At 60.5% G+C, this 18,022-nt stretch carries 20 protein-coding genes; 2 read left to right on the forward strand and 18 right to left on the reverse strand.

Going from position 1 to position 18,022, the window contains the following annotated elements; translation table 11 throughout:
• Positions 1-7: 7 nt before the first annotated feature.
• The 15 genes from rodZ to trmJ form a co-directional block, all read right to left on the reverse strand.
• Positions 8-982, reverse strand: coding sequence for a cytoskeleton protein RodZ (gene rodZ / locus HMPREF3138_RS03165; RefSeq protein ID WP_038874539.1), 975 nt, complete (start codon positions 980-982; stop codon positions 8-10).
• Positions 972-1,721 carry a type IV pilus biogenesis/stability protein PilW gene (gene pilW, locus HMPREF3138_RS03170; protein ID WP_033638557.1) on the reverse strand — a complete coding sequence of 250 codons (750 nt, stop codon included), beginning with the start codon at positions 1,719-1,721 and terminating at the stop codon, positions 972-974. The genes rodZ and pilW overlap by 11 nt, the downstream gene beginning before the upstream one ends.
• Before the next feature lie 98 nt (positions 1,722-1,819).
• Positions 1,820-3,016 (reverse strand): dual-specificity RNA methyltransferase RlmN, encoded by a 1,197-nt coding sequence (locus HMPREF3138_RS03175; protein WP_004941426.1) that lies wholly within the window; start codon positions 3,014-3,016, stop codon positions 1,820-1,822.
• 237 nt (positions 3,017-3,253) lie between these two features.
• Positions 3,254-3,679, reverse strand: a complete 426-nt coding sequence (gene ndk / locus HMPREF3138_RS03180; RefSeq protein WP_004941424.1) for a nucleoside-diphosphate kinase — start codon at positions 3,677-3,679, stop codon at positions 3,254-3,256.
• Between the two features lie 162 nt (positions 3,680-3,841).
• Entirely contained in the window at positions 3,842-4,672 is an 831-nt protein-coding gene (gene sseB / locus HMPREF3138_RS03185; protein ID WP_038874537.1) for an enhanced serine sensitivity protein SseB, read from the reverse strand.
• An 89-nt stretch (positions 4,673-4,761) separates the two neighbouring features.
• Positions 4,762-6,057: an aminopeptidase PepB gene (gene pepB / locus HMPREF3138_RS03190; RefSeq protein WP_038874535.1), complete on the reverse strand. Its 1,296-nt coding sequence runs from the start codon at positions 6,055-6,057 to the stop codon at positions 4,762-4,764.
• Between the two features lie 223 nt (positions 6,058-6,280).
• Positions 6,281-6,481 carry a Fe-S cluster assembly protein IscX gene (iscX, locus tag HMPREF3138_RS03195; protein ID WP_006327336.1) on the reverse strand — a complete coding sequence of 67 codons (201 nt, stop codon included), beginning with the start codon at positions 6,479-6,481 and terminating at the stop codon, positions 6,281-6,283.
• Between the two features lie 32 nt (positions 6,482-6,513).
• Positions 6,514-6,849, reverse strand: coding sequence for an ISC system 2Fe-2S type ferredoxin (gene fdx, locus HMPREF3138_RS03200; protein ID WP_004941417.1), 336 nt, complete (start codon positions 6,847-6,849; stop codon positions 6,514-6,516).
• Positions 6,850-6,851: 2 nt separating this feature from the next.
• Positions 6,852-8,702 carry a Fe-S protein assembly chaperone HscA gene (hscA, locus tag HMPREF3138_RS03205; protein WP_038874531.1) on the reverse strand — a complete coding sequence of 617 codons (1,851 nt, stop codon included), beginning with the start codon at positions 8,700-8,702 and terminating at the stop codon, positions 6,852-6,854.
• Positions 8,703-8,734: 32 nt separating this feature from the next.
• Positions 8,735-9,256, reverse strand: a complete 522-nt coding sequence (hscB, locus tag HMPREF3138_RS03210; protein ID WP_038874529.1) for a co-chaperone HscB — start codon at positions 9,254-9,256, stop codon at positions 8,735-8,737.
• A 62-nt stretch (positions 9,257-9,318) separates the two neighbouring features.
• A complete protein-coding gene (gene iscA, locus HMPREF3138_RS03215; RefSeq protein WP_004941410.1) occupies positions 9,319-9,642 on the reverse strand; it encodes an iron-sulfur cluster assembly protein IscA in 324 nt (107 codons plus the stop codon).
• A gap of 54 nt (positions 9,643-9,696) precedes the next feature.
• Positions 9,697-10,083 carry a Fe-S cluster assembly scaffold IscU gene (gene iscU / locus HMPREF3138_RS03220; RefSeq protein WP_004941408.1) on the reverse strand — a complete coding sequence of 129 codons (387 nt, stop codon included), beginning with the start codon at positions 10,081-10,083 and terminating at the stop codon, positions 9,697-9,699.
• 24 nt (positions 10,084-10,107) lie between these two features.
• The gene (gene iscS / locus HMPREF3138_RS03225) at positions 10,108-11,322 is read right to left on the reverse strand and encodes a cysteine desulfurase (protein WP_016929764.1); all 1,215 of its coding nucleotides are present in this window, start codon (positions 11,320-11,322) and stop codon (positions 10,108-10,110) included.
• A 54-nt stretch (positions 11,323-11,376) separates the two neighbouring features.
• Positions 11,377-11,871: a Fe-S cluster assembly transcriptional regulator IscR gene (gene iscR / locus HMPREF3138_RS03230; protein ID WP_004941404.1), complete on the reverse strand. Its 495-nt coding sequence runs from the start codon at positions 11,869-11,871 to the stop codon at positions 11,377-11,379.
• 193 nt (positions 11,872-12,064) lie between these two features.
• Positions 12,065-12,799 (reverse strand): tRNA (cytosine(32)/uridine(32)-2'-O)-methyltransferase TrmJ, encoded by a 735-nt coding sequence (gene trmJ / locus HMPREF3138_RS03235; protein WP_025303916.1) that lies wholly within the window; start codon positions 12,797-12,799, stop codon positions 12,065-12,067.
• Between the two features lie 119 nt (positions 12,800-12,918).
• Here trmJ and suhB point away from each other — a divergent pair, with 119 nt between their 5' ends.
• Complete coding sequence (suhB, locus tag HMPREF3138_RS03240; RefSeq protein WP_004941400.1) at positions 12,919-13,722, forward strand: inositol-1-monophosphatase; 804 nt, start codon at positions 12,919-12,921, stop codon at positions 13,720-13,722.
• A 56-nt stretch (positions 13,723-13,778) separates the two neighbouring features.
• Here the strand turns inward: suhB and HMPREF3138_RS03245 are convergent, their stop codons facing one another.
• Positions 13,779-14,801 carry a nickel/cobalt transporter gene (locus HMPREF3138_RS03245; RefSeq protein WP_038874527.1) on the reverse strand — a complete coding sequence of 341 codons (1,023 nt, stop codon included), beginning with the start codon at positions 14,799-14,801 and terminating at the stop codon, positions 13,779-13,781.
• Positions 14,792-15,427, reverse strand: a complete 636-nt coding sequence (locus HMPREF3138_RS03250; protein WP_033651572.1) for a DUF1007 family protein — start codon at positions 15,425-15,427, stop codon at positions 14,792-14,794. The genes HMPREF3138_RS03245 and HMPREF3138_RS03250 overlap by 10 nt, the downstream gene beginning before the upstream one ends.
• Before the next feature lie 182 nt (positions 15,428-15,609).
• Between HMPREF3138_RS03250 and csiE the strand changes: the two genes are divergently transcribed.
• Positions 15,610-16,875 (forward strand): stationary phase inducible protein CsiE, encoded by a 1,266-nt coding sequence (gene csiE / locus HMPREF3138_RS03255; RefSeq protein ID WP_038874525.1) that lies wholly within the window; start codon positions 15,610-15,612, stop codon positions 16,873-16,875.
• Here the strand turns inward: csiE and HMPREF3138_RS03260 are convergent, their stop codons facing one another.
• Positions 16,876-18,021 (reverse strand): 3-phenylpropionate MFS transporter, encoded by a 1,146-nt coding sequence (locus HMPREF3138_RS03260; protein ID WP_038874523.1) that lies wholly within the window; start codon positions 18,019-18,021, stop codon positions 16,876-16,878.
• Between the last annotated feature and the right edge of the window lies 1 nt (position 18,022).

The raw sequence follows: 18,022 nt of genomic DNA on the forward strand, positions 1-18,022 counted from the left end.
CGCGCGATTACTGCGCGGCGACGGTCAGGCGAGCAACACGGTTTGACTTAACGAACCGGCTTAAATCAACCGGTTTACCCTGATACTGGATCTGTACTGCCGCCGGCGCGCCGATGGTCAGTTTATACGGCGCGGTGCCGGCCAGGTTCAGCTTGCCGCCCTTCTTCTGGGTGCCGCTGAACAGCGTTTTACCACTCGCGTCGCTCACCTGCAGCCAGCAGTCGGCGGAGAAGTCCATTACCAGCGCATTTGGATCGGCTGCGGGCGCAGCCACGCCCGCATCGGCGGTCGGCAGCGGCGCTTGTGCCGCCGGGGTGGTTTCCGGCAGGGTAGTCTGGCTTGGCGACACCACGGCAGGCTGCTGCTGAGCCGTGCCCGGCACCTGAGCGGTAGCCGCCGGTGCCTGAGCCGCTGCGCCGGCATCGGCCGGCGCAGCGCTGTTGTCGGTCAACGGCACGTTGGTGCCGGCGTCGGCGTTGCCGTCGGTCAGCGGCACGGACTGCCCTTCGTTATTCTGTGAAAGCTGCGCGGAGGACTGATCGGCCATGGTGGCGATCTCTTCCTGCTGGGCCTTGTGGTTTTGCCACCACCAGGCGCCGGTCAGGCCGATCACCACGAACACGATAAGCCAGGTGAAGCTCATCAGCCAGCCGTCGCGTTTCTTGCGGCGCTTGCCCAGCGAGAAGCTTTGCATCGGCGCCACTTTCGCCATCTTCAACGGCGCCTGCTTGGCCAGCATCGGCAGCAGTTCGTCTTCCGGCAAATGCACCAGCTTGGCGTAGGAACGGATGTAGCCGCGCACGAAGGTGGACGCGAGGTCAGCAGACACGCTGTCTTCCTCGATATCGCGCACGGTGGACATTTTGAGACACAGGCGTTCTGCAACGGTCTGTTGGCTCAGCCCGAGTTGCTCACGGGCCTGACGCAGGCGCTGGCCCGTCGTCATGGATACGGTTTTATCTTGGGAGGCTTCAGTATTCATTAGCTAAGAACTGCTGGTACTGTTTGGATTGTGGAAAACTTCGCGCTAGCTGCTTGCCATAGCGTTGAACGCTATCCTGACGGCCGGCTAACGCGGCGAAACGAATCTGTAACCATAAGCTGCTGGCGCTGGCCGGCAGAACATGCTGATAAACATCCAATAAAAGTTGCGACTGGGCGCGCTTCCCTTCTCCAAATTGCTTTTCGGCCTCCGCCAACAGCGGAGTGCCTTTGTCCGGATCGACCTTCAGCGCGCGGCTTAACAGCGTGCGCGCCTCATCGTTTTGTCCGGCCTTGAGAAAACAGTAACCTGCGTTTTCCAGGCTGTCGGCGACCTGGCCATAATCGGGCGCCAGCGCCGCAGCGCTAAACTGCTGTTGCGCCGGTACATACTGCCCTAAACCGCAAAGAAACGCACCGTAATTATTCAATACGGTGCCATTGCCTGGCGCAAGTTTGAGCGCTTGTCGATAACGTTGTTCGGCTGCGGCATTTTCACCGATCCGCTGCTCATAGAGCGCCATGCCCAACTGCGTGCGGTAATCCTGCGGGGCCGCGTCCAGCGCCTTTTCCAGGTTCTGGCGCGCGGCGTCCATGTCGCCTTGCTGCAGGTACTCCAGGCCCAGTTGCAACCGCGTCTGGCCCGCCTCAGAGACTTGTGCTTCCTTTTCCGGCGCTGAACCGGAACACCCGGCCAACAACCCGGCCGCCAGCCACACACCCCACAGTTTCAGCTTCATGCCCGCATTCATTTCCTTATCGGCCGTCAGCTAACGCCCACCAGCGACATGCTTGCGCATAACAGGCTGTTAGATAACAAAAAATGGTGTTATAGGATTCAGACCGCCCGTACGTTGATAGGTTCCCCAGCCATTTTCTTCTTCAGGGTACGCTTGGTACGGTCGATCACTTCACCCGCCAGTTGCCCGCAGGCGGCGTCGATATCGTCACCACGGGTTTTACGAACAATAGTCGTAAAGCCGTATTCCATCAACACCTTGGAGAAACGATCCACCCGGCTGTTGGAGCTGCGGCCGTAGGGGGCGCCCGGGAACGGGTTCCATGGGATCAGGTTGATCTTGCACGGCGTGTCTTTCAGCACTTCCGCCAGTTGATGCGCATCGTCGGTGCTGTCGTTGATATGATCCAGCATCACGTACTCGACGGTCACGCGGCCCTGATTGGCGTTGGATTTCTCCAGATAGCGACGCACCGCGGACAGGAAGGTCTCGATGTTGTACTTGCGGTTGATCGGCACGATCTCATCGCGGATGGTGTCGTTCGGCGCGTGCAGCGAAATCGCCAGCGCCACGTCGATCATGTCGCCCAGCTTGTCCAGCGCCGGCACCACGCCGGAGGTAGACAGGGTCACGCGGCGTTTGGACAGGCCAAAGCCGAAGTCGTCCAGCATGATTTCCATCGCCGGCACCACGTTGTTCAGGTTGAGCAGCGGCTCGCCCATCCCCATCATCACCACGTTGGTGATCGGACGTTGGCCGGTCACCTTCAGCGCGCCGATGATTTTCGCCGCGCGCCACACCTGGCCAATGATTTCCGACACGCGCAGGTTGCGGTTGAAGCCCTGCTGCGCCGTCGAACAGAATTTACACTCCAGCGCGCAGCCTACCTGCGAGGAGACGCACAGCGTCGCGCGGTCGGCTTCCGGGATGTACACGGTTTCGACCTGCTGATCGCCGACTTTAATCGCCCACTTGATGGTGCCGTCGGCCGAACGCTGTTCTTCCGCCACTTCCGGCGCGCGGATTTCCGCCACGCGCTGCAGCTTGCCGCGCAGGACTTTGTTGATGTCGGTCATCTGCTCGAAATCGTCACAGCAGTAGTGGTAAATCCACTTCATCACCTGATCGGCGCGGAACGGTTTCTCGCCCATTTCGGCGAAGAACTCGCGCATTTGCTGGCGGTTCAGGTCCAGCAGGTTGATTTTGGCCGCAGCCGGTTGCTCCACGTTAACGGAGGGAGTAGTCAGCGAATTATTTTCAGACACGGTGTGCTCGGACGTGATGGGTTCTAACATAATGATCTCTGGCCTCGTTATTACACGTTATGGCGCTAAAGAATGGACAGTAAGTTGTGCATTTCAGCCCGCATGGTTCGGGTGGCGGCACTAAAAACACGCCCCTGACAAGTCGTCTTATCAGGGGCGCGGCATTGTACAAATTTTAGTAGCGGGTGGCTACGGCTGAAAGGCATTCAGGGCATTTTTATTGTTTCAGCCGGTGAATGCCTGGTTATCAGCTAAGAAACGGCACGATTAACGTGCGCAGATTTCGCTTTCGTTGAAGAAGTAAGCGATTTCGCGCTGTGCGGATTCAACGGAGTCGGAACCGTGAACGGCGTTAGCGGTGAAGCTGTCCGCGTAGTCGGCACGCAGGGTGCCGGCCAGGGCGTTGTCCGGGTTGGTTGCGCCCATGATGTCACGGTTGCGCTGCACGGCGTTTTCAGATTCCAGAACCTGCACCATGATTGGGCCGGAGGTCATGAACTCAACCAGACCGTCGAAGAATGGACGGCCTTTGTGCTCAGCGTAGAAGCCTTCAGCTTGTTCGCGAGTCAGACGCAGCATTTTAGCGGCGATGATTTTGAAACCGGCGCGCTCGAAACGAGCATAGATAGCGCCGATGTCGTTGTTGGCTACAGCGTTTGGTTTAACGATGGAAAAGGTACGTTCTACGGTCATGATGGCCTCTGTATGACTTCCAAAACAGGCCGGTCTGCAATGTTGCCGGCCTTCTCAAGTGGCGCAGATTATATGTGCGCCGTTAACGCTTGCCTACGGGAAAATCAACATTTCATTAAAAAAATATGATCTTCATGGGCCATTTTCGACAACGTGGTGGCGCTACTGGGTCTTGTCGGTAGACGGGATCAAATTGCGCAGCCAGCTGCCCCAGCGGCGCTGATAAAACGGCTGCGTATGGGAGATCAGATAGTGGCTGATGCCGCGCTCCTTCTCCGACACCAGGCAGAAATCCACCGGTTCGTCGTTCGGCGCCGTTTCGCTGGCGACGCTGCCGGCCTCGTTGATCAACGCCTCGATCTCCGCCGGCTCGGCGTCCACTTCCAGCCCGATCAGCAAATTCGGCTTCTCATCCGCCGCCTGGTCGTGCATCAGCGCCAGAAACGCGCGGCGCACCGGCTTGCGCTGGCTGAACAGCGTGGTCAACGCATCCACCATCGCCGACGGGTACTCTTCGGGCTGCCCCAGCAGGATTTGGGTCTCTTTGTCGACGTAATGCTCCACCGGTTTGACGACGCCGCCGGTCGCCAGCAGCATCGCCACCTCTTCCGGATAGAACTCCTTGCCGTACTCCGCCTTCGGGTTGAGGAACAGATCCGCGCCCTGGGTGATTTCGAACAGCACCCGTGCCGGCATGGCGATAAATGGCTGTTCGTCCTCAACGGCCTTCTGCAGCGCTTCCAGCGAGGTGAAGAACGGAATGATGCTGCCGCCGTCCTGCTTCTCCCAATGCTGGATATTGACCGGCGTATCCGCGTTCAGCGCGATGTCGCCGTCCTGCTGCACCTGCTCGCTGTCGCCGAGGATCAGCACCGTGGCGTCGAGCAATTCACGGAAGAACGCCGGGCGGTGGGCCGGCTCCGTCACCGCCAGCTTCAGCAGGCGTTCAAGTTCGTTCTCGCTCGGGGCGGCATCGTGATGATGGGCACTCATGGCAAACTCCAGGGATCAAATAGCGAGGCCCAGCATGCTGGGCCCCGAAGATAATGCGCATTCTAGCGCCCGACGCGGCGGGCGTTCAATTATTTGGCTTTGCTCAGCAGCAGATTGGCCAGGGTACGCACGCCCAAACCGGTCGCGCCGGCCGACCACTGCTCCACCGCGCCTTTGCGGTAGGTGGCGGAACAGTCGATGTGCAGCCAGCCTTGCTGGTAATTCTTGACGAAGTGCGACAGGAAGGCCGCCGCGGTGCTGGCGCCGGCGGTGTAGGCCGGGCCGGCCACGTTGTTCAGCTCGGCGAAGTTGGACGGCAGCTGGCTGCGGTGGAACTCGGCCAGCGGCAGACGCCAGAACGGCTCTTGCTCGGCGGCGGCGCTGCTCAGCAGCTCCTGCGCCAGCGCGTCGTCGAAGCTGAACAGCGCATGGTAGTCGTTGCCGACTGCGGTTTTGGCCGCGCCGGTCAGGGTGGCGCAGTCGATAATCAGCTGCGGGTTCTGCTCAGAAGCGTCGATCAGGCCGTCGGCCAGCACCAGGCGCCCTTCCGCATCGGTGTTCATCACCTCAACGGTTTTGCCGTTGCGGTAGCGAATGATGTCGCCCAGTTTGAAAGCGTTGCCGCTGACCATGTTGTCGGCGCAGCACAGGTACAGCTTCACGCGCTGCTTCAGGCCGCGCGCCGCCGCCAGCGCCAGGGCGCCGGTGATGGTGGCCGCACCGCCCATGTCAGCCTTCATCGAATCCATAAAGGCGCTCTGCTTCAGGCTATAACCGCCGGTATCGAAGGTGATGCCCTTGCCGACCAGGCAGGCAAACACCGGCGCGTCCGGGTTACCGGTCGGGTTGAAGTCGAGCGCCAGCAGCACCGGTGGGCGCTCGGAGCCGCGGCCGACGGTGTGGATGCCGGCATAGTTCTGCTCGCGCAGATCTTCGCCCTTGGTGATGCGGTAGCTGACGGCATCGCAGCCGACGTCGCACATCAGATCAACGGCGCGGGTCGCCAGCTGCTCTGGCCCCAGCTCTTCCGCCGGCATGTTGATGGTGTCGCGCACCCAGTCTACGATCTTCAGGCGCTTATCCAACTCCTGACGCGCGGCTTCCGGCAGTTCGGCCCATTCGACGTTGCGTTTCCCTTTCGGCCCGCGGTAACCCTGCCAAAACGCCCAGCTGTTTTCCAAGTCCCAACCGTCGCCGGCGAGTTTGACATTTTTGATGCCCTGACCGTCAATTTTGCGGCCCGCGCGCTGGATCGCGCCCAGCTTGTCGGCCCCGGTCAGGTGGATGGTCATCCCTTCGCCGTTGGTGCTCAGCAGCGCTTTCTCGCCCCAGCGGGCGTCGGCAGGTTGTTGCGACAGCGTGACCTGCATGAATTCTGTTGTCATAGCCTTCTTACTCCGGATGTTCCCTTTATTATTTCATTAGGGCTTTATTGCATACCCTATGGATTTCAAATTGCAGCTAGGCGCCCAGCGATCGCATCCCCAGGAGCTTACTCAGGTAAGTGACTGGGGTGTGATCGTGCAGGTAACAACGCTGCGGTTTGAAAGACGACGGGTATGTCGGATACAAAATAAACGGGCCGCCCATGGCAGCCCGTTACGCTATTTACTCCGCTTCATCTAACCAGACCAGCAGGATCGCTTCCAGTATTTTTTCGTTGGAAGCCTGCGGATCGTCGTCGAACTCTTCCAGATCGCAGATCCACTGATGCATGTCGGTAAAACGCACGGTTTTCGGATCGGTGTCCGGGTATTGGTCGTACAGGGCTTCGCCGATTTCTCGGCTGTCGGTCCACTTCAGTCCCATTATGATCTCCGGATTGGCGCTGCGGCTAACAATTAATGCTCACGCGCGTGGTTGACGGTGTAGCGCGGCATTTCGACCACCAGATCTTCGTCGGCGACCAGCGCCTGGCAGCTCAGACGGCTTTCCGGCTCCAGCCCCCACGCTTTGTCCAGCATGTCGTCTTCCAGCTCGCTGCTCTCTTCCAGCGAATCGAAGCCTTCACGCACGATGCAGTGGCAGGTGGTGCAGGCGCAGGATTTCTCGCAGGCGTGCTCGATTTCAATGCCGTTGCGCAGCGCAACGTTGAGGATCGACTCCCCTTTTTCGGCTTCCAGAACCGCCCCTTCCGGGCAAAGATCTTGATGGGGCAGGAAAACAATTTTAGGCATGGTTAAACCTCATCCACAGAATGGCCAGCCAGCGCGCGGCGAATGGAAGCGTCCATGCGGCGCGCGGCAAAATCTTGCGTTTGTGCATCTAATGTTTTGATGGCGTCTTCGATAGCGGCGGGATCTTCCCCCTGCACCGCCTGCTGCAGCGCCTGGGTCGCGGCGGCGATCGCCTGGCTTTCCGCCTCGCTCAGCAGCGCGGCGTCGGTGGCCAGCGCGCCCTGCAGGCTTTCCAGCACCCGTGCGGCTTCCACGCGTTGCTCCGCCAGCTTGCGCGCGCCCACGTCGCTTTGCGCGTTGGCCATCGAATCCTTGATCATGCCGGCGATTTCGCTGTCCGACAGGCCGTACGACGGCTTGACCTGGATCGACGCTTCAACGCCGGTGGATTTCTCCATCGCGGTGACGCTCAGCAGACCGTCGGCATCCACCTGGAAGGTGACGCGAATGTGCGCCCCCCCGGCAGGCAGCGGCGGCAGGCCGCGCAGCGTGAAGCGCGCCAGCGAACGGCAATCCTGTACCAGCTCGCGCTCGCCCTGCAGTACGTGGATCATCATCGCGCTCTGGCCGTCTTTGAAGGTAGTGAACTCCTGCGCGCGCGCCACCGGAATGGTGGTGTTGCGCGGGATCACTTTCTCCACCAGGCCGCCCATGGTTTCGAGGCCCAGCGACAGCGGGATCACGTCCAGCAGCAGCATGTCGCTGTCCGGCTTGTTGCCCACCAGAATGTCGGCCTGGATCGCGGCGCCGATGGCGACCACTTTATCCGGATCAATAGACGTCAGCGGCGTACGGCCGAAGAAGGCGCCCACCTGCTCACGCACCAGCGGCACGCGGGTGGAACCGCCAACCATCACCGCTTCCAGCACCTCGTCGGCGGCGACGCCGGCGTCTTTCAGCGCACGGCGGCAGGCCATCAGCGTGCGTTTCACCAGTGGAGCGATCAGCGCTTCGAACTGGGTGCGGGTCACCTCGCCCTGCCAGCCGGCCACTTCAACGCGTACGCTGTCGGCATCGCTCAACGCGATTTTAGCGGCGATGGCGGCATCCAGCAGTTGGCGCTGCACGCCATGGTCGCTGCGATCGGCCACGCCGGCCTGCTCGCGCAGCCAGTCGGCCAGCAGGTGATCGAAGTCGTCGCCGCCCAGCGCAGAATCGCCGCCGGTGGCCAGCACTTCGAACACGCCGCGACTGAGGCGCAGAATGGAGATATCAAAGGTGCCGCCGCCCAGATCGTAAACCGCGATCACCCCTTCCTGACCGGAATCCAGCCCGTAGGCGATCGCCGCCGCGGTCGGTTCGTTCAGCAGGCGCAGGACGTGCAGGCCGGCCAGACGCGCCGCGTCTTTGGTGCCCTGGCGCTGCGCGTCGTCGAAGTAGGCGGGAACGGTGATCACCACGCCGTCCAGATCGCCTTCCAGCGCCGCTTGCGCGCGCGCGGACAGGGCCCGCAGGATATCGGCGGAGACGCCGACCGGGTTAACCGGGCCGGCGGCGGTGACGATCAGCGGCAGGCCGTTGTCGCTGGCCTGGAATTGATAAGGCAGGTTCGGGTAACGTTGCTGCACGTCCGCCAACGAGCGGCCCATCATGCGTTTGATGGAGCTGACGGTATTGGCCGGATCCTGCGCCGCCTGTTGGCGCGCCTCCCAACCGACGCGCTGCGCGTCCGCCTGATAATGCACCACCGAAGGCAGCAAATGGCGGCCCTGTTCGTCGGCCAGCGTTTCCGCTTGCCCGCTGCGCACCGTGGCGACCAGCGAGTTGGTGGTGCCTAAGTCGATGCCGGCGGCCAGACGTCGCTGGTGCGGCGCGGCGCTGAGGCCAGGCTCACTAATTTGTAATAAGGCCATGTTGAAGCTTCCACAATCAGAATCAGAAGGTGTTACTCAAAACCCAGCAGTTTTTCTTCGAGTTGTTCAACCTGTTGCTGGAGTTTGTCCAAAAAGCGCAGCTTGCGCACGGTGTCGGCGGCGTCCGCCCATTGCTCGCCATCCAGCTGCTGCAGCATCAGCGCACTGCGCTGTTTGATGGAGACGGCCAGCCGCGCGCCAAAATCGGCCAGCAGGCGCTCGGCCTCCGGCTTGCGCTCAATGGCGTCGAGCTCTTCGCGCAGTTCCAGCTGTTCCATCAGGAACGCGGTGTCGCGCATCGTATGCTGTTCGTTGCCCAGATCGAAGCCGTGCAAAGATAGCATATACTCCGCGCGTTTTAACGGGTGCTTCAGCGCCTGGTAGGCTTCATTGATGGTCGCCGCCTGCTGCAACGCCATCAGGCGTTCGCGCTCCGGCTGGTTGGCGAAACGATCGGGGTGGAATTGGCGCTGCAGATCCTGGAAGCGGGACGCAAGCAGGCTGCCGTCCACGGTGTAGCGAACTGGCAGCCCGAATAAAGTAAAGTAATCCATAGCGTGCTCTGGGCGTTAGCGGATGAAGTTCCCCCGCCGAAACGGGGGAGCACGATGGACTGTCAGACGTTGAAACTCTCGCCGCAGCCGCATTCGCTTGAGACGTTCGGGTTGTTGAACTTGAAGCCTTCGTTCAGGCCTTCCTTAACGAAATCAAGCTCGGTGCCGTCAAGGTAGACCAGGCTCTTGCCGTCGATGATCACCTTGATGCCTTTGTCTTCAAACACGATGTCGTCATCGTTGGCTTCGTCAACAAATTCCAGCACGTACGCCATCCCGGAGCAGCCGGAAGTTCGCACTCCCAGACGCAGGCCGAGACCTTTGCCGCGGTTCGTCAAAAACGCCTGAACACGCTGCGCAGCGCTGTCGCTCATGGTAATAGACATCACAACCTCACACTTCACATCAAAGCCCGGCGCGGCCGGGCCGACTCAGACAAATTACTTGGCGCTATGCTTGCTCTTATAGTCGGCAATCGCTGCTTTGATGGCGTCTTCAGCCAGGATCGAGCAGTGAATTTTGACCGGCGGCAATTCCAGCTCTTCGGCGATCTGGGTGTTTTTGATCGCTTCTGCCTGATCCAGCGATTTGCCCTTCATCCATTCGGTCACCAGCGAGCTGGAGGCGATGGCGGAACCGCAGCCGTAAGTTTTAAAGCGCGCGTCTTCGATGATGCCTTCATCGTTAACCTTGATTTGCAGCTTCATGACGTCGCCGCAGGCCGGCGCCCCTACCATGCCGCTGCCGACGGTAGGATCTTCGTTGTCGAAAGAACCCACGTTACGCGGGTTTTCATAATGATCGATTACTTTTTCGCTGTAAGCCATGACCTTGCTCCTGAAACCTGAGAATTAATGATGCGCCCATTCGATGCTGTTGATGTCCACGCCCTGCTTGAACATCTCCCACAGCGGGGACAGATCGCGCAGACGGCCGATGGATTTACGCACCAGTTGAATGGTGTAGTCGATCTCTTCTTCCGTGGTGAAACGCCCCAGGGAGAAACGGATCGAGCTGTGCGCCAATTCATCGCTCATGCCCAGCGCGCGCAGCACGTAGGACGGCTCGAGGCTGGCGGAGGTACAGGCTGAACCGGAGGAAACGGCCAGGTCTTTCAGCGCCATGATCAGCGACTCGCCTTCAACATAGTTGAAGCTGACGTTCAGGATGTTCGGTGCGCCGTGCTCCAGATCGCCGTTCAGATACACTTCTTCCATATCTTTCACGCCGTTCCACAGACGATCGCGCAGGGTGCGCAGACGCGCCATCTCTTCGGTCATCTCTTCTTTGGCGATGCGGTAAGCTTCGCCCATGCCGACGATCTGGTGGACAGGCAGGGTGCCGGAACGCATGCCGCGCTCGTGACCGCCGCCGTGTACCTGCGCTTCGATGCGGATGCGCGGCTTGCGGCGCACGTACAGCGCGCCGATGCCTTTCGGGCCATAGATTTTGTGGCCGGAGAACGACATCAGGTCGACTTTCAGCTTGCTCAGATCGATAGGCAGTTTGCCCACGCTCTGGGTGGCGTCAACGTGGTAGATGATACCGCGCGCGCGGCACATTTCACCGATCGCTTCGATATCCTGCACCACGCCGATTTCGTTGTTGACGTGCATGATGGAGACCAGAATGGTGTCATCACGCAGCGCCGCTTCGAGATCCTGCAGGCTGATGATGCCGTTGCTCTGCGGCGCCAGGTAGGTCACTTCAAACCCTTCGCGCTCCAGCTGACGGCAGGTGTCCAGCACGGCTTTGTGTTCGGTTTTGCTGGTGATGATGTGCTTGCCTTTTTTCTGGTAGAAATTGGCAGCGCCTTTGATCGCCAGGTTGTCGGATTCGGTCGCCCCGGAGGTGAAGACGATTTCGCGTGGGTCGGCGCCCACCAGTTCGGCGATTTGGTTACGGGCGATGTCTACCGCCTCTTCCGCCTGCCAACCGAAACGGTGGGAACGGGAAGCCGGGTTGCCGAAAGTGCCGTCCAGGGTCAAAAACTGCATCATCTTCTCAGCAACGCGCGGGTCGACCGGCGTCGTTGCTGAGTAATCCAGATAAATCGGTAATTTCATTGCTCTTGTGCTCCGTACATCACTTCCAAAAACTAAAAAAATTTCGCCAGCTGCTTATGCGCGCAGATTAACGTTGATAGTTTCTTGCGGACGACCGTTGGCCGTGCGGCGCGTATCGTTGTTTTGACGATCCGCCACCACCAGCACTTCCTGGTTATTGACCAGTTCTGCCAGCGTAATGTTGTTCAGGAACCCGCTGATGCGCTCGCTCAGATCGCGCCACAGGGCGTGGGTCAAGCAGCGATCGCCGCCCTGACAGCCTTCTTTGCCCTGGCAACGGGTTGCATCTACCGATTCATCGACGGCAGTGATGACAGCGCCAACGGCGATCTCACCCGCGTCTTTACCCAGCAGATAACCCCCGCCCGGACCGCGCACGCTGGCCACCAGGCCATTCTTGCGCAGACGGGAGAATAATTGTTCCAGATAAGAGAGCGAAATACCCTGGCGTTCGGAAATGTCCGCCAGTGGCACCGGCCCTTCCTGGGAATGCAGCGCTACGTCGAGCATAGCGGTTACGGCATAACGGCCTTTGGATGTCAGTCTCATAGCTCAATGGTTACCTGTTGGTCAAATATGGCCGAAAGTCTGACATTCCTGAGTAAAACAGTCAACTATTTAACCCAGTAATTGACTCAAGTATTAGCACGTTTTGAACTTAGCAAGAACAAAGGTATATAAAATACATGTTATAACCTTTGGATAACTAATACTATTGTCGCCCACCGTTATGCCACATCAATTAATTACCTTGATGTTTATCCTGTTTCTCGATCGACGTCAGCATGCCGCGCAGGATATTCAGCTCCTGTCCTTCCGGGCGCGCGCGGGTGAACAGCCGACGCAGGCGGCTCATCACCTGCCCCGGATGGGACGGGCGAATAAAGCCGGTGCGCTGCAGCGTCTGCTCCAGGTGCTGATAGAAACGCTCGAGGTCGTCCACCAGCGGATACGGCGTCTCTTCCAGCTGCGGCGCGCCCGCCTGTTGGCGATCGAGGTAAGCCACGCGCACTTCATACGCCAGGATCTGCACCGCCATCGCCAGGTTCAGCGAGCTGTAGTCCGGGTTGGCCGGAATGGCGACGTGGTAGTGGCACTTCTGCAGTTCATCGTTGGTCAACCCGACGCGTTCGCGGCCGAACACCAGCGCCACCGGCGCGTGTTCGCCTTCGTGTACCGCGCGCACGCCGCATTCACGCGGCTCCAGCATCGGCCACGGCAAGGTGCGAGAACGTGCGCTGGTGCCCACCACCAGGCTACAGCCGGCGATGGCGTCATCGAGGGTGTCGACGATAGTGGCGTTGCCGATCACGTCGCTGGCACCGGCGGCCAGGGCGATGGCCTGAGAATCGGGTTTGATCAGCGGATTAACCAGATAAAGGTTGGTTAAACCCATGGTTTTCATGGCTCTGGCGGTCGAGCCCATGTTGCCGGTATGTGAAGTCTCTACCAGAACAATGCGGATATTGTGCAGCATACAAACTCTGAGCGTGGCGGAAAATCGCAGCATCTTAACACAGCCATAGGCAATTTGCCGAACAGCTGCTATACTTCGCGCCGTTTCCTGTTCTTTAACATCCTAGTTGGAAGATACCCATGCATCCGATGCTGACTATCGCCGTGCGCGCTGCGCGCAAGGCCGGTAACCTGATTGCCAAAAACTACGAAACCCCGGACGCTGTAGAAGCGAGCCAGAAAGGGACCAATGACTTCGTCACCAACGTCGATCGCGATGCAGAGCATCTGATCATCGACGTCATCCGCAAGTCTTATCCGCAACACAGTATCGTGAGCGAAGAACGCGGTGAGCTGATCGGCGAAGATCGCGATGTGCAATGGGTGATCGATCCACTGGATGGCACTGCAAACTTCATCAAACGTTTCCCTCATTTCTCCGTTTCCATCGCCGTACGCATCAAAGGCCGTACTGAAGTGGCCGTGGTCTACGATCCGATGCGCAACGAACTGTTCACCGCCACTCGCGGCCAGGGCGCACAGCTCAACGGTTACCGCCTGCGCGGCACCAACGCCAAAGATCTGGATGGCACCATCCTGGCGACCGGCTTCCCGTTCAAGGTCAAACAGCACGCCACGCCTTACATCAACATCGTCGGCAAGCTGTTCACCCAGTGCGCAGACTTCCGCCGCACCGGTTCCGCCGCGCTGGATCTGGCCTATGTGGCCGCCGGTCGCGTAGACGGGTTCTTCGAAATCGGCCTGAAGCCGTGGGATTTCGCCGCGGGCGAACTGCTGGTGCGTGAAGCCGGCGGCCTGGTGACCGACTTCGTCGGTGGCCACAACCACTTCAGCTCCGGCAACGTGGTTGCAGGCAACCCGCGCGTAGTGAAAGCCATGCTGGCCACCATGCGTGAAGAGCTGAGCGAAGCGCTGAAGCGTTAATCGCCAGAAGCGAATCGAAAAAAAGCGCTGCCGATGCAGCGCTTTTTTTATGCCCGTTAGCGGGAGAAGGGCCGGATGCCACCGCCGAATTCCGGCTGCGCGCTGACGTACAGCAACAGCCCCGCAGCCAGCAGGATCAGGCCGCCGGCCAGCGCCAACGCCCCCCAGGCCACCGCGCTCCAGGCCGCGGGCGCGCGCGAACGGCTGAGGCGCACCGCCAGCCGGCGGCTGTAATGCACCAGCAGTGCCAGCATCGAGATGGTCAACGAGGTGCCGAACGCCATCGCCAGCGCGGAGATCACTCCCCAGCCGAACACGCCGATCACCTTGGAGAACAGCAGCACCAAAATCGCCCCCGAACAGGGGCGCATGCCCATCGCCAGCACGATGGCGGCCTGAGTGCGCCAGTCGCTTCCCGCCTGCAGCTCGCTGTCGCTCGGCAGATGCCGGTGGCCACAGCCGCAGTGGGCGCTGTGCACATGATCCGCCGCCAGCGGCGTCAGGCTGTTGATGCGCAGCGCCGGTGCCGGGCGCATCGCCTTGATCGCCGCAAACAGGCGTTTCAGCGCGCGCCAACTCAGCAGCACGCCAAGCAGCATCACCAGAATAAAACTGCCCTTTTCCAGCCAGAAGCTGCTTTGGTGCAGCTGGCGCGAAGAGAGCTGCAATACCACCAGCATCAACGTGACCAGCGCGATCGCTACCCCGCCTTGCACCAACGAGGCGGCGAAGGTCAGCTTCAGGCTGCTTTTCAACCGCGCCGGATGGGTAGCCAGGTAGGTGGCGATCACCACTTTGCCGTGGCCGGGGCCGAGCGCATGCAAGATGCCATAGCCGAGGCTGAACAGCATCAGCGCCAGCCCGGCCTGCTGCGGCGCAGCCTTCACCTGCTGTAACAGCCCCGCCATCTGCTGGTGCAGCGCTTTTTGCCATACCACGCTCTGCATCAGCAGCTGCGGCCAATAGTGCCACGCCAGCAGCGCGGCGGCCGCCAGCGCCAGCGTGAACGGCAGTAGCGGCCACAGGCCGAAGACCCAGTGGCGTCGGCTCGTCGTCGGTGGTGAGAAATTTAACGACATTGCAGCGTCACCCGCTGGGCGAACTGCTGCCCCAGCGCCAGGTCCTCACCGGGCGAGTCGTTCTTGTCGAGCGACAGCGCATAGGCCTGCAGCGACGCATTCGGCTTCGGCGTCATCAGCTTGTAGCTGCACAGCTGCGCCATCTCCGGCGGCAGATGCAGCGCATTTTGGTCTTTATAGGTCATATCCACGAAATAAGTCGGATCGTAAGTAGAAAGTTCGAACGGCTTGCCCGCCAGCGGCTGCGGTTCGGCCAACGGCAGCACGAACTCCAGCACCGCCTGATTACCCTGGCGCGACAGGTGATATTCGCTGGGCAAGTTCAGGTATTTCACCGGCTTGCCGTCGCGGTAAAGATCGGTGAAATAGTGCTGCCCCAGCACGTTGGCCATCACTTCCGCCGCCAGCTTTTTCCACACTTCCGAATCGCTCTTGGCGTTTTTCGCATCGTAGAGCAAATCCGCCGAGGTGATTTCATCCATCACCCACACCATTTTCAGGCCGACCAGCCGCTGGTCTTTGGCGACGAAGGTGGTATTCATGTCGATAAAGCTGTGCGGATGCGCGATCGCACCGGCGCTGAACACGGCGCCGAAGGCAGCCAAAAGACGACGTAACTTCATCATTATCCTGTCTTACCTGCATTTGTTATAACGTAACATAAATAAATACCGAACGGCCCGCCTCTCCCGGCGATATTTGTGACGAAAGTTGTAAGCCGAAGTAAAAGCCACGCAGTAACCCTGCCATTACAAAGCCTTTTGCTATGCTTAGGCATAATCGCAACCTTTTATGCCGGAAGGTGATAATGAGCCTGGACACCTCTCCCGTGCCCGAGCTCTCCGGACAACAACGGCGCTGCCATCTGCTGCTGATGCTGTACACGCCGGAGCCCGAGTTGCAGCTGGAGACCCTGAGCCGAATCAACGGCGTCGCCCCCCCGATAACCCGGCAAGATATAGCCGAGGTGGCCAGTGAAATCCAGCGTTTCCACCACCTGGAGATCGCCGTCGGTCCCGATCGCGGTTACCAGCTGCGGGGCAGCGCGCTCGACCAGCGCCTGTGCCTGATCCATTGGCTGCGGCGGGCCCTGCGCTGCAGCCCGCAATTCGTTGAAGGCGATTTCGCCCCGCGCCTGCGGCACGCATTGGCGGCCGATGCCGCCCCGGCGTCTGCGCTGGCAGAGGCGATCGATGCTTGCGAACCGCTGCTCAACCGCCGCTTCGATGCGCGCGACCGCCAATTCCTGCAGCATTATCTGCTCTACTGCGCCTGGCAAAATCGCCTGCGGCAGCATCCGCGTTTCGACGCCGTTCAGCGCGACTGGCTGCGGCAAAAGCCGGAGCAGCAGGCCGCCGCCTGGCTGCATCAGGCCTGCAACCGGCTGTTTAACCAGCCGCCGCAGGCAGACGAGCGCGATTTTTTGGCGCTGACGTTTACCATGTTGAAAAATCACAGCTACCACAGCAACGACTCCGCGCAGGAACAGCGGCTGATGGCGGCCATCGACAGCATGGTCGAGCGCTTCCAGCAGCTTTCCGGCATGGCCTTCAGCAGCAAGGCGGAGCTGGTCAGCCAGCTGTTCGCCCACCTGGCGCCGGCGCTGGAGCGCTGCCGTTTCGCCATCGGCATCGACAATATGCTGCTGGAAGAAGTGGTGCGCAAATACCCGCGGCTAATGCGCACCACACAGGAAGCGTTGAAACCGCTGGAACAGGAGTACGGCGTGCATTTTTCCAACGAGGAGGCGGGCCTGGTGGCCATCAGCTTCGGCGCCTGGCTGATGCAGGACAACGCGCTGCAGGAAAAACAGGTGCTGCTGCTGACGCTGGACAACCCGCAGTTGGAAGAAGAAGTGGAATACCAGATCCGCGAGCTCACGCTGCTGCCGCTGAACATCAAGTATCTGCCGCTGAGCGACTATCTGCGCGGCGGAGCACCGCAGGGCATCATGCTGGTGATCACCCCTTATGCGGCGGTGCACAGCGATCCGCACCCGCCGCTGATCTATACCGAACTGCCGCTGGAAACCCGGCAGCGCCAGGCGATCCGCGCGCTGCTGGAAGCCCCTTAATCAGCGGCTGACGCTGACCGCCGGCGGCCGGATGAACAAGGCCGGCACCGCGACCGCCGCCATCACCCAGAATACCCCGCCCTGCCAATGTTCGAACAGGAACCCGGCAATGACCGTCATGACGGCGATACCACCGCCCATCGCCAGCGCCGAATACACCGCCTGCAACCGGATCACCTCTTGCCCCTGGCGCGCGGCGATAAAGCGCATCGCCGCCAGATGGCAGACGGTGAAGGTGCCGCAGTGCAGGATCTGGATCAGCAGCAACCAGCCCAGTTCGGTGCTGTAGGCCATCAGGCTCCAGCGCAACACGCCGCAGCAGGCGGAAAGCAGCAACAGGTTGCGCGCATTCCAGCGGCGAAACAGCACGTTGCTGCTGGCGAAAATAATCACCTCCGCTACCACGCCCAGCGACCACAGATAGCCGATAGTCGAGGCCGAATAGCCCGCCTCCTGCCAGTAAATGGAGCCGAAGCTGTAGTAGCCGGCATGCGCCCCCTGCAGCAGCGTGACGCACAGCAGGAAGCGCCAGACCGGCCCCTCTTTCAACAGTGCCCACAGCGAGCGCTCGGCTCCGCTGTGCGTGCGCGCTTCGCCCTGTGGCATGACGCTCGGCTTCAGCAACATGCCCAGCAGCATCGCCAACACGCTGAAGATCAGGCTGTAGAGAATCGCGTTATGGCCCCACACCGCCACCAGCTGCCCGGTCAGCGCCGAGCCGATGACGAACGCCAGCGAGCCCCACAGCCGCACCCGCCCGTAGTCCATGCGGATCTGCTTTTGCCAGGTGCCGGCCAGCGCGTCGGTCAGCGGCACCAGCGGCGAGAAGAACAGGTTGAAACCCGCTATCACCAGCATCAGCCAGCCCCAGCCGTTGCCGAAGCAAAAGCCGACCGCGAAGGCCAGGGTCAGCAGCGCCAGCAGGCGCAGGGCGGAGACTAAATGAGAGGGATCTTTAACGCGGGGTGCAATCAGTAAACTGCCGAGGAAGCGGGCCACCAAGCCGGCACCGAGCAACATGCCGATGGTTTCGGGCGCGATGCCCTCACCTTTCAGCCATACGCCCCAGAACGGTAAGAAGATGCCATAGGAAAAGAAGTAGGTGAAATAACTGAGAGCGAGCCAACGCGTTGATTGCAGAACCATG

This window comes from Serratia sp. HMSC15F11 (assembly GCF_001808215.1).
GTDB lineage: Bacteria > Pseudomonadota > Gammaproteobacteria > Enterobacterales > Enterobacteriaceae > Serratia > Serratia nevei.

Coding starts and splice junctions, on each gene's coding strand:
- rodZ (WP_038874539.1), bottom strand. CDS start 982: ATGAATACTGAAGCCTCCCAAGATAAAACCGTATCCATGACGACGGGC.
- pilW (WP_033638557.1), bottom strand. CDS start 1,721: ATGAAGCTGAAACTGTGGGGTGTGTGGCTGGCGGCCGGGTTGTTGGCC.
- HMPREF3138_RS03175 (WP_004941426.1), bottom strand. CDS start 3,016: ATGTTAGAACCCATCACGTCCGAGCACACCGTGTCTGAAAATAATTCG.
- ndk (WP_004941424.1), bottom strand. CDS start 3,679: ATGACCGTAGAACGTACCTTTTCCATCGTTAAACCAAACGCTGTAGCC.
- sseB (WP_038874537.1), bottom strand. CDS start 4,672: ATGAGTGCCCATCATCACGATGCCGCCCCGAGCGAGAACGAACTTGAA.
- pepB (WP_038874535.1), bottom strand. CDS start 6,057: ATGACAACAGAATTCATGCAGGTCACGCTGTCGCAACAACCTGCCGAC.
- iscX (WP_006327336.1), bottom strand. CDS start 6,481: ATGGGACTGAAGTGGACCGACAGCCGAGAAATCGGCGAAGCCCTGTAC.
- fdx (WP_004941417.1), bottom strand. CDS start 6,849: ATGCCTAAAATTGTTTTCCTGCCCCATCAAGATCTTTGCCCGGAAGGG.
- hscA (WP_038874531.1), bottom strand. CDS start 8,702: ATGGCCTTATTACAAATTAGTGAGCCTGGCCTCAGCGCCGCGCCGCAC.
- hscB (WP_038874529.1), bottom strand. CDS start 9,256: ATGGATTACTTTACTTTATTCGGGCTGCCAGTTCGCTACACCGTGGAC.
- iscA (WP_004941410.1), bottom strand. CDS start 9,642: ATGTCTATTACCATGAGCGACAGCGCTGCGCAGCGTGTTCAGGCGTTT.
- iscU (WP_004941408.1), bottom strand. CDS start 10,083: ATGGCTTACAGCGAAAAAGTAATCGATCATTATGAAAACCCGCGTAAC.
- iscS (WP_016929764.1), bottom strand. CDS start 11,322: ATGAAATTACCGATTTATCTGGATTACTCAGCAACGACGCCGGTCGAC.
- iscR (WP_004941404.1), bottom strand. CDS start 11,871: ATGAGACTGACATCCAAAGGCCGTTATGCCGTAACCGCTATGCTCGAC.
- trmJ (WP_025303916.1), bottom strand. CDS start 12,799: ATGCTGCACAATATCCGCATTGTTCTGGTAGAGACTTCACATACCGGC.
- suhB (WP_004941400.1), top strand. CDS start 12,919: ATGCATCCGATGCTGACTATCGCCGTGCGCGCTGCGCGCAAGGCCGGT.
- HMPREF3138_RS03245 (WP_038874527.1), bottom strand. CDS start 14,801: ATGTCGTTAAATTTCTCACCACCGACGACGAGCCGACGCCACTGGGTC.
- HMPREF3138_RS03250 (WP_033651572.1), bottom strand. CDS start 15,427: ATGATGAAGTTACGTCGTCTTTTGGCTGCCTTCGGCGCCGTGTTCAGC.
- csiE (WP_038874525.1), top strand. CDS start 15,610: ATGAGCCTGGACACCTCTCCCGTGCCCGAGCTCTCCGGACAACAACGG.
- HMPREF3138_RS03260 (WP_038874523.1), bottom strand. CDS start 18,021: ATGGTTCTGCAATCAACGCGTTGGCTCGCTCTCAGTTATTTCACCTAC.